Source organism: Burkholderia mycopellens (assembly GCF_964265025.1).
In the GTDB taxonomy this organism is placed as follows: Bacteria; Pseudomonadota; Gammaproteobacteria; order Burkholderiales; family Burkholderiaceae; genus Burkholderia.
Genome location: NZ_OZ183802.1, coordinates 3029882 through 3041789 on the forward strand (window position 1 = coordinate 3029882; position 11908 = coordinate 3041789).

General features: G+C 66.2%; 12 protein-coding genes. 8 read left to right on the forward strand and 4 right to left on the reverse strand.

The genetic code is table 11. The features are described 5' to 3' along the window. The first annotated feature begins 187 nt into the window (after positions 1-187). Complete coding sequence (locus ACPTTC_RS14080) at positions 188-739, forward strand: periplasmic heavy metal sensor (RefSeq protein WP_423392826.1); 552 nt, start codon at positions 188-190, stop codon at positions 737-739. A gap of 70 nt (positions 740-809) precedes the next feature. On the opposite strand, the gene ACPTTC_RS14085 is transcribed toward ACPTTC_RS14080, so the two are convergent. Continuing rightward, a complete protein-coding gene (locus tag ACPTTC_RS14085) occupies positions 810-1505 on the reverse strand; it encodes a pirin family protein (protein ID WP_423392827.1) in 696 nt (231 codons plus the stop codon). A gap of 369 nt (positions 1506-1874) precedes the next feature. Here ACPTTC_RS14085 and ACPTTC_RS14090 point away from each other — a divergent pair, with 369 nt between their 5' ends. The 4 genes from ACPTTC_RS14090 to ACPTTC_RS14105 all read left to right on the forward strand — a co-directional run bounded on the left by ACPTTC_RS14090 (position 1875) and on the right by ACPTTC_RS14105 (position 5084). Continuing rightward, a complete protein-coding gene (locus ACPTTC_RS14090; RefSeq protein WP_175951039.1) occupies positions 1875-2657 on the forward strand; it encodes an ABC transporter substrate-binding protein in 783 nt (260 codons plus the stop codon). A gap of 229 nt (positions 2658-2886) precedes the next feature. Continuing rightward, positions 2887-3576, forward strand: a complete 690-nt coding sequence (locus ACPTTC_RS14095) for an ABC transporter permease (RefSeq protein ID WP_027786761.1) — start codon at positions 2887-2889, stop codon at positions 3574-3576. Next, positions 3573-4286 (forward strand): ABC transporter permease, encoded by a 714-nt coding sequence (locus ACPTTC_RS14100; protein WP_059233487.1) that lies wholly within the window; start codon positions 3573-3575, stop codon positions 4284-4286. Before ACPTTC_RS14095 ends, ACPTTC_RS14100 begins: the two co-directional genes overlap by 4 nt. A gap of 18 nt (positions 4287-4304) precedes the next feature. Further along, positions 4305-5084, forward strand: a complete 780-nt coding sequence (locus ACPTTC_RS14105) for an ABC transporter ATP-binding protein (protein ID WP_226198775.1) — start codon at positions 4305-4307, stop codon at positions 5082-5084. Between the two features lie 54 nt (positions 5085-5138). Here the strand turns inward: ACPTTC_RS14105 and ACPTTC_RS14110 are convergent, their stop codons facing one another. After that, positions 5139-5633 carry a GNAT family N-acetyltransferase gene (locus ACPTTC_RS14110; protein WP_423392828.1) on the reverse strand — a complete coding sequence of 165 codons (495 nt, stop codon included), beginning with the start codon at positions 5631-5633 and terminating at the stop codon, positions 5139-5141. A 133-nt stretch (positions 5634-5766) separates the two neighbouring features. Here ACPTTC_RS14110 and ACPTTC_RS14115 point away from each other — a divergent pair, with 133 nt between their 5' ends. After that, positions 5767-6693: a LysR family transcriptional regulator gene (locus ACPTTC_RS14115; protein WP_226198773.1), complete on the forward strand. Its 927-nt coding sequence runs from the start codon at positions 5767-5769 to the stop codon at positions 6691-6693. Between the two features lie 562 nt (positions 6694-7255). Continuing rightward, a complete protein-coding gene (locus ACPTTC_RS14120) occupies positions 7256-8335 on the forward strand; it encodes a porin (protein WP_423392829.1) in 1080 nt (359 codons plus the stop codon). Positions 8336-8478: 143 nt separating this feature from the next. Here the strand turns inward: ACPTTC_RS14120 and ACPTTC_RS14125 are convergent, their stop codons facing one another. Both ACPTTC_RS14125 and ACPTTC_RS14130 read right to left on the reverse strand, forming a co-directional pair. Further along, positions 8479-8817 (reverse strand): P-II family nitrogen regulator, encoded by a 339-nt coding sequence (locus ACPTTC_RS14125; protein WP_006398637.1) that lies wholly within the window; start codon positions 8815-8817, stop codon positions 8479-8481. 83 nt (positions 8818-8900) lie between these two features. After that, the gene (locus tag ACPTTC_RS14130; RefSeq protein WP_423392830.1) at positions 8901-10607 is read right to left on the reverse strand and encodes an NAD+ synthase; all 1707 of its coding nucleotides are present in this window, start codon (positions 10605-10607) and stop codon (positions 8901-8903) included. 110 nt (positions 10608-10717) lie between these two features. Here ACPTTC_RS14130 and ACPTTC_RS14135 point away from each other — a divergent pair, with 110 nt between their 5' ends. Beyond that, the gene (locus ACPTTC_RS14135; protein ID WP_423392831.1) at positions 10718-11896 is read left to right on the forward strand and encodes a GNAT family N-acetyltransferase; all 1179 of its coding nucleotides are present in this window, start codon (positions 10718-10720) and stop codon (positions 11894-11896) included. Positions 11897-11908 lie beyond the last annotated feature (12 nt).

The following is an 11908-nucleotide window of genomic DNA, read 5'->3' on the forward strand; positions in this document are numbered from 1 at the left end:
CGAAACAAAGGGACGAAAGGGTTACTGCGGGTTACCGCGCAAGGCAAGTGTAATGCGCGGTAACCCGGTCGCCGCCCCACGTAACACCGGCAGCGGCCTGCATCGCTAACCTGCGTCTTACCGGATGCGGTACTCGGCGTTCCCGGCACCGCATCGCCGGACCCTTTGGATACAAGGAGTTTCTGAAATGTATAAGAAGACTTCCCGCGTGGCCATCGCGGCCGCCACCGTGCTCGCTCTCGCATTCGGCACCGCGCATGCCGCGCAGCCCAACGACATGCCGCCTCCGGGCGGCCCCGGCGCCCACCAGATGCACGGCGGGCACGAAGGCGGCCCGTTCGGCGCCATCATGAAACTGCACGACCAGCTGAAGCTCAATGCGTCGCAGGAACAGCAATGGCAGGCGGCCGTCAACACGATGAAGCAGAATCGTGAAGCGATGCGCAAGAGCCACGAGCAGATGCGCGACCAGTTCAAGGCGCAGCAGAACCAGCCGATCCTCGACCTGAGCGCGATGCACTCGGCACGCCAGCAGGCCGAGTCGCAGAACGCGCAACTGCGCGAGCAGACGTCCGCCGCATGGCTCACGTTCTACAACGGGCTGAACGACCCGCAGAAGACGATGGTCAGCACGGCGCTCAAACAGCAGTTCGCGAAGATGGAACAGCGCCACGAGAAGATGAAGGAGCGCTGGCAGCAGCATCGCGCGGCCAAGGCCGCGTCGGCGCCGGCGCAGTAAGCCGGCGGGCCGCTCCCCGGAGCGGTATCGAAGGGGACGCGGGCACCGGCCCGCGTCCCCTTTTTGCGTTTCAGGCCACGTCGAACAGCAGCACCTCGGCCGCCCGGCCGCGCGTGAACGACACCGCGTCCACGTCGCCGATCCGCGCGCCGTCGCCCGTGGCCAGCGCGCGGCCGTTCACCTCGAGGTCGCCGCGCACCACGTGCACGTATGCGCGGCGCCCGGCCGGCACGTCGAACGCCGCCGCTTCATCGCCGTCGATCAGCCCCGCGAAGATGCGTGCGTCCGCCCCGATCGACAGCGCACCATCGCCACCGTCCGGCGCCGCCACCAGCCGCAGCCGCCCGCGTTTCTCGTCGTCGGCAAAGCGCGTCTGCGCGTAGCCGGGACGGGCGCCCGCGCCGGCCGGCGCAAGCCAGATCCGCAGCAGGCGCAACGGCTCGTCACGCGATGCGTTGGTTTCGCTCAGCATGACGCCGGTGGCGGCGCTCACGCGCTGCACGCCGCCCGCGCGGACGATCGCCCCGTTGCCGAGGCTGTCGCGATGCGCGAGCGCGCCGCCGAGCACGTAGGTGACGATTTCCGCGTCGCGGTACGGCTGCATCCCGTAGCCGCGGGTCGGTGCGATGCATTCCTCGTTCAGTTCGCGCAACGCGCCAAACGCCGCCGGCCCGCTCCGGCCGGACGAGAGAGGAAAGCTGTGAAGAAATTCGTGCCAGCCATGGCTGCGCTGGTCGCGATCGGCGGCGCGGCGGATCTGGAACATGGGACGGACACTCCGTGAGATGCTCGGTTCTGGTATTCCGTCACTGTATGAGTGTGCCAATCGCGCCACAATCCGCCGCTTGCGCACCGCATCGTTGCACCCGCGGTTGCAATCGATGCAATGCTCAATGCGAATGCGACGATTATCGCAACAGCCGGATCAATGTGTCGAAGAATCGATCGGTCCGCCCGGATTGCCGGTTTCCGGGTATCGCGTTCGGGTAAAATACCGGCCTTTTGGCGTTCGCCGTTGCGGCGGCCGCCATTGCCAGAGCGCCGATCGGCGATTTTTGGCCGTCTAGAATACGCCGCGGCGCCCGGTCCAACCGGCCGCGAGCGCTCCCGGAAAGTCAGCAACAAAAGGATGGAAATGAAGAAGGCCGCCCTGTGCGCCGCCCTCGCCCTCGTGGCGGGCAGCGCCTTCGCGAAGGAGTGGAAGACCGTGCGGATCGGCGTCGACGCCAGCTACCCGCCGTTCGAGTCGACCGCGCCGAGCGGCGAGATCGTCGGCTTCGACGTCGATCTCACCAAGGAAATCTGCAAGCGAATCAACGTGAAATGCGTGTGGGTGGCGCAGGATCTCGACGGGATCATCCCGGCGCTGAAGGCGAAGAAGTACGACGTCATCGTGTCGTCGCTGACCGTCACGGACAAGCGCCGCGAACAGATCGACTTCTCCGACAAGGTATACGACGCGCCGGCGCGGATGATCGCGAAGACCGGCTCGCCGCTGCTGCCGACGATCGCATCGCTGAAGGGCAAGCGCGTGGGCGTCGAGCAGGGCTCGACGCAGGAAACCTATGCGAAGGCGTACTGGGAGCCGCAGGGCGTGACGATCATTCCTTACCAGAACCAGGACCAGGTCTATGCCGATCTCGGCTCGGGCCGTCTCGACGCGACGCTGCAGGACGAGCTGCAAGCCGACTACGGCTTCCTGCGCACGCCGCGCGGCAAGGGCTTCGCGTTCGCCGGGCCGGAAGTGAAGGATCCGAAGACGATCGGCGACGGCACCGCGATCGGCCTGCGCAAGGAAGATACGGACCTGAAGCTCAAGATCAACAAGGCGCTGGCCGACATGCACAAGGACGGCACGTACGACCGGCTGTCGCACAAGTATTTCGCGTTCAGCGTCTATTCGGCTTCGGCCCGCTGAGCAACGAAAAGAAGCGGCAACGGATGCGGGGGCGGCCCCGCATCCGCGCAGTACAGGCAGTCGACCACGCGCCGCCCGCCCCCTCGCCCGCCGCTCGCGCGACGGACAGGCCCGGCACCGTTGCCGGGGCGGACGGTCATGATACGCACGGGGCGTTCCGCGCAGCTTGGCGGACGCGTCTTTCGCGGCGCACCGCGTGCGCCCTAAGGGACCACACCAGGGACCACATATGTTTCTACAAGGTTACGGCCCGCTGATCCTCGCTGGCACCTGGCAAACCGTCAAGCTGGCGGTGCTTTCGCTTGCGCTGTCGTTCCTGCTGGGCCTGCTCGGCGCGGGCGCGAAGCTGTCGCGCAACCGGTTCACGAACGGCGTCGGCACCGTCTACACGACGCTGATCCGCGGCGTGCCCGACCTCGTGCTGATGCTGCTGCTGTTCTACAGCCTGCAGATCTGGCTGAACATGGCGACCGACGCACTCGGCTGGGACCAGATCGACATCGACCCGTTCCTCGCCGGCGTGCTCGTGCTCGGCTTCATCTACGGCGCGTACTTCACCGAGACGTTCCGCGGCGCGTTCCTGTCGGTGCCGCGCGGCCAGCTCGAGGCCGGCAGCGCGTACGGGATGACGAGCTGGCAGGTGTTCACGCGGATCATGTTCCCGCAGATGATGCGCTTCGCGCTGCCGGGCATCGGCAACAACTGGCAGGTGCTCGTGAAGTCGACCGCGCTCGTGTCGATCATCGGTCTCGCCGACGTCGTGAAGGCGTCGCAGGATGCCGGCAAGGGCACGCTGCGGTTCTTCTTCTTCACGCTGATCGCGGGCGCCGTCTACCTCGCGATCACGACGATCTCGAACTTCGTGCTGATGTGGCTCGAAAAGCGCTACTCGACCGGCGTCCGCAAGGCTGACCTATGATCGAACTCATCCAAGAATACTGGCGCAACTATCTCTACACCGACGGCTATCGCATCACCGGTGTCGCGATCACGCTGTGGCTGCTGGTCGTGTCGATCGGCCTCGGCTTCTGCCTGTCGATACCGCTCGCGGTCGCGCGCGTGTCGAAGAAGAAGTGGCTGTCGAGCGCCGTGTGGCTCTACACGTACGTGTTCCGCGGCACGCCGCTCTACGTGCAGCTGCTGCTCTGCTACACGGGCCTCTACAGCCTGCAGGCCGTGCGCGGCACGCCGATGCTCGACGCGTTCTTCCGCGACGGGATGCACTGCACGCTGCTCGCGTTCACGCTGAACACCTGCGCGTACACCACCGAGATCTTCGCGGGCGCGATCAAGGCGACGTCGTACGGCGAGATCGAAGCCGCGCGTGCGTACGGGATGTCGACGTTCACGATGTATCGCCGCGTGATCCTGCCGTCGGCGCTGCGCCGCGCGCTGCCGCTGTACAGCAACGAAGTGATCCTGATGCTGCACGCGACCACGGTCGCCTTCACCGCGACCGTGCCGGACATCCTGAAGATCGCCCGCGACGTCAACTCGGCGACCTACATGTCGTTCCATGCGTTCGGCATCGCCGCCCTGCTCTATCTCGTGATCTCGTTCACGCTCGTGTGGCTGTTCCGCCAGGCCGAGCGCCGCTGGCTCGCGTATCTGCGCCCGCAAGGCAAGTAAGTTTTCGCAGGACTATTGATGAATTCCCAGACTCAGAAGCTTTTCGTCGACGATCTGCACAAGCGGTACGGCGACAACGAGGTGCTCAAGGGCGTGTCGCTGAAGGCGAACTCGGGCGACGTGATCAGCGTGATCGGCTCGTCCGGCTCCGGCAAGAGCACGATGCTCCGCTGCATCAACTTCCTCGAACAGCCGAACGCCGGCCGCATCTTCGTCGACGGCGAGGAAGTACGCACCGCCCTCGACAAGGCCGGCGCGCTGCGCGCGGCCGATCCGAAGCAGCTGCAGCGCGTGCGCACCAAGCTGTCGATGGTGTTCCAGCACTTCAATCTCTGGTCGCACATGAACGTGATCGAGAACGTGATGGAAGCGCCCGTCAACGTGCTCGGCATTCCGAAGAAGGAAGCCGAGGAGCGCGCCCGCGCGTATCTCGAGAAAGTCGGCCTCGCGCCGCGCGTCGAGAAGCAGTATCCGTCGCACCTGTCGGGCGGCCAGCAGCAGCGCGTCGCGATCGCGCGTGCGCTCGCGATGCACCCGGACGTGATGCTGTTCGACGAGCCGACGTCGGCGCTCGACCCCGAACTGGTAGGCGAAGTGCTGAAGGTGATGCAGAAGCTCGCCGAGGAAGGCCGCACGATGATCGTCGTCACGCACGAGATGGGCTTCGCACGCAACGTGTCGAACCACGTGATGTTCCTGCACCAGGGCCGCGTCGAGGAAGAAGGCGTGCCGTCCGAGGTGTTCGCCAACCCGAAGAGCGAACGCCTGCGCGGGTTCCTGTCGGGCAGCCTCAAGTAACGCACGCCGCACGAGCGGGCGCCCGCGGTTCGCCGCGCGGCGCCCGTTTTGCGTTTACGCGGTCACCGGCGCGCTGTCGGCGAACGCGCGCAGTTCGTCGCCCGCGAGCCGGTAGCGCACCCATTCGCTCTGCGGCGCCGCGCCGACGCTCTCGTAGAAGCGGATCGCCGGCTCGTTCCAGTCGAGCACGCTCCACTCGAAACGCCCGCAGCCCGACTCGACCGCGATCCGCGCGAGCGCCTTCAGGAGCCGCAGCCCGGCGCCCGCACCACGAAAACGCGGCGACACGTACAGATCCTCGAGATACAACCCCTGCCGGGCAAGCCACGTCGAATACGAGAAGAAATACACGGCAAAGCCGGCCGGCTCGCCGTCGACCTCGCACATCAGCGCGCGCGCCGGCGATCCCTCGCCGAGCAGGCTGCGCTCGAGCGACGCGGGCGTCGCGATCACTTCGTGTTCCGCCTTCTCGTAGATGGCCAGTTCAGTGATGAAACGCAGGATCTGCGGCACGTCGGCGACGGTGGCGGAACGGATGTCGATTTGCACGGGTTGAGCCCTCCTCCGGCCCTGACTTGAAACGGAACACGGCGCCGCGCAGCCGCGCTGGCGCCAATCAGGTCGTCATGCTACGTTCACGCTGCGCCTGCAGGAAGTGCAGTTTCTTCATCCAGACCTGAACATGATGCATCCCGATCTGCGCCGCCTCGACCTGAACCTGCTGCTCGTGTTCGATGCGCTGTACCGTCACCGCTCCGTCGCCGCGGCCGCACACGAGCTCGCGTTGAGCCCGTCCGCGCTGAGCCACGCGCTTGCACGGCTGCGCGACGCGATCGGCGACGCGCTGTTCGTGCGCCTCGGCAACGAGATGCAGCCTACCGTGCGCGCCGACGACATCGCGACCTGGGCCGGCGACGCACTCGACGCGATGTCGAAGGGGCTCGCCCGCGCGCGCCGCTTCGATCCCGCGCACAGCGACCGCACGTTCGTGTTCGCGGCGACCGACTACACGGCATTCGCCGTGCTGCCGGCGTTCCTCGCCCGCATCCAGCATGTGGCACCACGATTGCGGATCCGCGTCATCCATTCCGACCGGAAGATCTCCGTCGACGAGCTCGCCGCCGGCCGCATCGATTTCGCGCTCGGCTACCACGAGGAATCGGCGGCCGACGCACCCGGCATCGAGGACTTCGACTGGTTCTCCGACGACTACGTCGTGATCGCGAGCGCCACGCATCCGGACATCCGCCGGCGGCTGACGCTCGACCAGTACCTGGCGGCACGCCACGTGGTCGTCACGCCGTGGAACGAGTCGCGCGGCGTCGTCGACCATGTGCTCGACCGGCTCGGCCTCGCGCGCCAGGTCGCCGTGCAGTTGCCGACCGTGCTGGCCGCGCCGTTCGTGATCGCGGAATCCGCGCTGCTGATGACCGTGCCGCACCGCGCCGCGCAGGCGCTGCGACACGCGGCGCCGATCCGCATCTTTCCCGCGCCGTTCGAGATCCCGCGCTACACCGTGAAGGTCTACTCGCACGCGAAACATGCGCGCACCGATGCACATCGCTGGATTCGCGCGCAGTTGCTCGACGCAAGGCCGGAGCCTGCCTGACCGATGCACGCCGGTGCATCGCGTTGCGCGTGATCGAGCGGGCACGACAAGCACCGGCCGGCGGCGTCCGGCAGCCGCCCGTTCATTACGAAATACTTACCAATTTCTCATGTCGGGCGCTTACGCTTGCGCCCTCGCAACGTCAATAGTGGCAATCCTTGACCCCTGTTTGTGAAATTCGTGTCTGCCTTGCGGGACAAGGGTTTTCCGTTAATTGCAAACCCTTGGCGCACCGGTTGCGCACCGTGTTGCATGGCAATTTGACGACAGGTGTTAGTCAAACAACGATTTCCATCGCCACAAAATTGTATTTTTGCTAAATTAGTAACCAAAGTAGCAAAACGAAGTTCGTGAAATGTAGTTTAGCTTCACGACACTACAAGGAGACCCCGCAGGCCGACCCGGCTGCGCGGGACCAATCAACGGTTTTCCGTCCGCTTGCCCGCGTGCTGCGCTTACCGGCCCTGCACGAGGTCTCCCTGGTTATCCCGCTTTTGCCCGGCGCTCGCGCTCCGGGCATCTCGTGCAGTCTGGGTTGACTTTTTGACAGGGTATGGAGGAGATGATGAAGAAAGCTTTGGTCGCGGCCGCGCTGATGGCTGCTGGGGTGGTGACGGCGCACGCGCAGAGCAGCGTCACGCTGTATGGCCGCCTGGATGCCGGCATCGAGTACATGAACGGCCTGCAAAACGGCCACCAAGTGCGCGCGGAAAGCGGCGACTGGGGCACGAGCCTCTGGGGCTTGAAGGGCACCGAGGACATCGGCGGCGGCAACAAGATCCTGTTCCACCTCGAAGGCGCGTTCAACACGATGACAGGCGGCTTCAGCGGCTCGATCTGGGATCGTTATGCAACGGTCGGTATCTCCAACGACCGCTACGGTACGCTGCTGTTGGGTCGCGAACTCGCGATCGCCAACGGCGTGTGGGACTTCGACCCGTTCGGCCAGTCGGCCTGGTCGACGGCATCGCTGGTGCGCGGCCGCAACTGGAACAAGACCAGCAACAACGTGTCGTACCAGTCGCCGCAGTTCTACGGCCTCGACTTCTACGGCCAGTTCTCGTTCTCGAACTCGACCAGCTTCAACGGCAACACGACGGCCGGCGCAGCGGGCCGTGCAGCCGGCGCACAGGTCACCTATACGAATTCGCTGTTCCAGTTGCGCGGCATCTATGACGAAACGCGCGACAGCAACGGCCGCTTCTCGGACGTGTTCAACTACTCGCGCGAATACTTCGCGGGCGTGAATGTGTTCCTCGGCCAGTTCAAGGTGCAAGCGGCCTACCAGGCCTCGCGCGCGGACGGCAGCGGCGGCCCGGCAGTCAATGCCGGCATCACCGGCACGCAGCAGGTTTGGGGCGGCGTGACGTGGCAGGCGACGCCGGCAGCGGCGCTGATCGCGGCCGCGTATCACGTGAACGCGAACCACGGCGGCGGCAACGCGAACATCTACACGGTCGGCGGCTCGTACAACATCTCGAAGCGTACGCTGTTCGACCTGCAGGTCGCGACGGTGCGCAACAGCAAGAACGCCAACTTCGGCCTGAACGCGAACGGCGCCGGTACGGCCGTGTCGACGGGCAACCCGAATCCGGGCGGCAGCCAGACCGGCGTCTACGCCGGTATCCAGCACCTGTTCTGATCAGGCGCCGTACTCAAAGAATCGATTCGACGACGTTTTCCACGCTGCTGCGAGAGGCGCGTATCGGTGCGGTACCCAACCGGGTATCGCACCGTTTTTTATTGGCGGGCCGGTTTCGTGCGGCCCACTGACGAATGCGGCGCTCAGACGGCCGCTTCGTTCTCCTCGCCGGTGCGGATGCGGATCACGCGCTCGACGTCCGACACGAAGATCTTGCCGTCGCCGATCTTGCCGGTGCGCGCCGCGCCGATCACAGCATCGATCACCTGGTCGACCTGCGCTTCCGCGACGACCACCTCGATCTTCATCTTCGGCAGGAAGTCGACGACGTATTCGGCGCCGCGATACAGCTCGGTATGGCCCTTCTGGCGGCCGAAGCCCTTCACTTCCGTCACGGTCAGGCCCGTGAGACCCACTTCGGCGAGCGCTTCGCGGACTTCGTCCAGCTTGAACGGCTTGATGATGGCGGTGATGCGTTTCATGATGGTTGTCCCTCAATGCTCGTTTGGATGAAAAATCGCGATCCCGATTGTAAGCCGGCGAGCCGCGCACGGCGCGACACGGCTCAATCGAGCCGTTCGGTAAAGCGTGACGTGATCGGGTAGCGCCAGTCGCGCCCGAATGCGCGATGCGTGACACGAATGCCGATCGGCGCCTGGCGGCGCTTGTATTCGTTGATCTTGATGAGCCGCGTCACGCGCTCGACGTCGGCCTGGGCATAACCCGCCGCGACGATCTCGGCGAGCGGCCGGTCCTCTTCCATGTACATCCGCATGATCGCGTCGAGCACGTCGTACGGCGGCAGGCTGTCCTGGTCGGTCTGGTTCTCGCGCAACTCGGCCGACGGCGCGCGCGTGAGGATCCGCTCGGGGATCACGTCGCGCAGCAGGTAATCGGCCGCTTCGTTGCGATAGCGGCAGAGCCGGTACACGAGCGTCTTCGCGATGTCCTTGATCACCGCGAACCCGCCGGCCATGTCGCCGTACAGCGTGCAGTAGCCGACCGCCATCTCGCTCTTGTTGCCGGTCGTCAGCACGATCGAGCCGAACTTGTTCGACAGCGCCATCAGCAGCGTGCCGCGAATGCGCGCCTGGATGTTTTCTTCCGTCGCGTCTTCCGCGCGGCCCGCGAACTCGCCCGCGAGCGATGCGCGGAACGCATCGAACATCGGCGCGATCGCGATCTCGTCGTAGCGCACGCCGACGCGCCGCGCCATTTCCGCCGCGTCGGTGGTCGAGATGTCGGCCGTGAAGCGCGACGGCATCATCACCGCGCGCACGCGCTCGGGCCCGAGCGCATCGCATGCAACGGCCAGCACCAGCGCCGAATCGACACCGCCCGACAGCCCGATCAACGCGCCCGGAAACCCGTTCTTGCCGATGTAGTCGCGCACGCCCGTCACGAGCGCGCGGTACACCTGCGCCTCCGTCGACAGTTCGGGCGCGATCGCGCCCGGCAGCGGCCGCGCGCCGTCGAATTCGACGATCGCGTGCCCTTCGTCGAACTGCGGCATCTTCGCGACCAGCGCGCCCTGCGCGTCGAGCACGAACGAGCCGCCGTCGAACACGAGCTCGTCCTGCCCGCCGACGAGGTTCACGTACACCATCGGCAGCCCGGTTTCGCGAATCCGCGCGCGCAGGATGTCGAAACGCACCGCTTCCTTGTTCATGTGGTACGGCGAGCCGTTCGGGATCAGCAGCACCTGCGCGCCGGCCGCCTTCGCGATCTGCGCGGCCGATGCGTGCCACGCGTCCTCGCAGATGATCACGCCGAATTTCACGCCGTTCAGCTCGAACACGAGCGGCTCGGCGTCCGTCGCGAAGTAGCGTTTCTCGTCGAATACCTCGGCGTTCGGCAGATCCTGCTTGCGGTAGGTGCCGACGATCTCGCCGCCGACGATCAGCGATGCCGCGTTGTAGGTATCGGTGGGCGGCACGCCGCGCTCGATCGGGCGGTTTGCATTACCATCGACGGCTGACGCGTGCATGCCTTCGCCCGCGCCGCGCAGCGGATGGCCGACCAGCACCGCGAGCCCGTCGAACGCCTTCAGGGCGTCGGCGAGCGCGTCGAGCGCAGCCGCGGCCGCCGCATAGAACGCGGGCCGCAGCAGCAGGTCTTCCGGCGGATAGCCGGACAGTGCGAGTTCCGGCGCGACCATCAGCTGCGCACCATCGTTGTGCGCGGCGCGTGCGGCCGCGACGATCCGCGCGACGTTGCCGGCGAAGTCGCCGACGGTGACGTTGATCTGGGCGAGAGCGAGTCGGGTCTTCATGGCGGGATCGGCGCAGCCCGGCGGCGCGCCCTGAACGGCTGACGAAAACGTCCCGGTGCGGGCCGCGCAGGCCCGCGCATCCGGCGACACAGAATGGTACGGATTCACGCTTGAAACACGAACGCATCGATTATCGCACGGGCATCCTGTCGTCCCCCGCGGAGGTGCCGGCCGAGGAATGGAACGCGCTGCTTGCCCGCGACGCGCAGCCGACGCCCTTCCTGCGCCACGAATTCCTCGACGCGCTGCACGTCGCGCGCTGCGCGGTCGACGATACCGGCTGGTCACCCCACTTCGTCACGCTGACCGACCCGCGCACCGGCCGCCTCGCGGCCGCCGCGCCCGTCTACGCGAAACAGCATTCGTACGGCGAATACGTGTTCGACTGGGCCTGGGCCGACGCGTACCAGCGCAACGACCTGCCCTACTACCCGAAGCTGCTGTGCGCGGTGCCGTTCACGCCCGTGCAGGGCACGCGCCTGCTCGCGGCCGACGACGACGCGCGCCGCCGGCTCGCGGCCACGCTGCTCGCGTTCGCCGAGCAGAGCGACGTGTCGTCGCTGCACGTGCTGTTCCCGACCGGCGACGAAGCGGCGCTCCTCGAATCGATGGGGATGATGCTGCGCGAAGGCGTGCAGTTCCACTGGATCAACGACGGCTACCGCCACTTCGACGATTTCCTCGGCACGCTCGAGCAGAAGAAGCGCAAGAACATCCGCGCGGAGCGGCGCAAGGTGCACGATGCGGGCGTGACGTTCAGGCGGCTCACCGGCGACCGGATCACCGACGCCGACTGGCGGTTCTTCTCGCGCTGCTACCGGCAGACCTATCGCGAACACTATTCGAGCCCGTACCTGAACCTCGACTTCTTCCGCACGATCGGCGCGACGATGCCCGAGAACCTGCTGCTCGTGATCGCGGAAGCCGGCGGCCAGCCGATCGCGAGTGCGCTCGCCGTCTACCGGCGCGGCGAAAACGGCGGCGGCACACTGTACGGCCGCTACTGGGGCGCGGTCGAACATGTGCCGTGCCTGCATTTCGAAACGGCCTACTACCAGTTGCTCGAATTCTGCATCGAGGCCGGGCTCGATACGTTCGAAGGCGGCGCGCAGGGCGAGCACAAGCTCGCGCGCGGCTTCCTGCCGACCGTCACGCACTCCGCGCACTGGCTCGCGCACCCGGCCTTCTCGGACGCGGTCGCGCGCTTTCTCGAACGCGAGACCGAGCATATTCACGCGTACGTCGACGAACTGCGCGAACACGATCCGTTCCGGCGCGGCACCGGGTAACGCGAGACGGCT

Coding starts and splice junctions, on each gene's coding strand:
- ACPTTC_RS14080 (WP_423392826.1), top strand. CDS start 188: ATGTATAAGAAGACTTCCCGCGTGGCCATCGCGGCCGCCACCGTGCTC.
- ACPTTC_RS14085 (WP_423392827.1), bottom strand. CDS start 1,505: ATGTTCCAGATCCGCCGCGCCGCCGATCGCGACCAGCGCAGCCATGGC.
- ACPTTC_RS14090 (WP_175951039.1), top strand. CDS start 1,875: ATGAAGAAGGCCGCCCTGTGCGCCGCCCTCGCCCTCGTGGCGGGCAGC.
- ACPTTC_RS14095 (WP_027786761.1), top strand. CDS start 2,887: ATGTTTCTACAAGGTTACGGCCCGCTGATCCTCGCTGGCACCTGGCAA.
- ACPTTC_RS14100 (WP_059233487.1), top strand. CDS start 3,573: ATGATCGAACTCATCCAAGAATACTGGCGCAACTATCTCTACACCGAC.
- ACPTTC_RS14105 (WP_226198775.1), top strand. CDS start 4,305: ATGAATTCCCAGACTCAGAAGCTTTTCGTCGACGATCTGCACAAGCGG.
- ACPTTC_RS14115 (WP_226198773.1), top strand. CDS start 5,767: ATGATGCATCCCGATCTGCGCCGCCTCGACCTGAACCTGCTGCTCGTG.
- ACPTTC_RS14120 (WP_423392829.1), top strand. CDS start 7,256: ATGATGAAGAAAGCTTTGGTCGCGGCCGCGCTGATGGCTGCTGGGGTG.
- ACPTTC_RS14125 (WP_006398637.1), bottom strand. CDS start 8,817: ATGAAACGCATCACCGCCATCATCAAGCCGTTCAAGCTGGACGAAGTC.
- ACPTTC_RS14130 (WP_423392830.1), bottom strand. CDS start 10,607: ATGAAGACCCGACTCGCTCTCGCCCAGATCAACGTCACCGTCGGCGAC.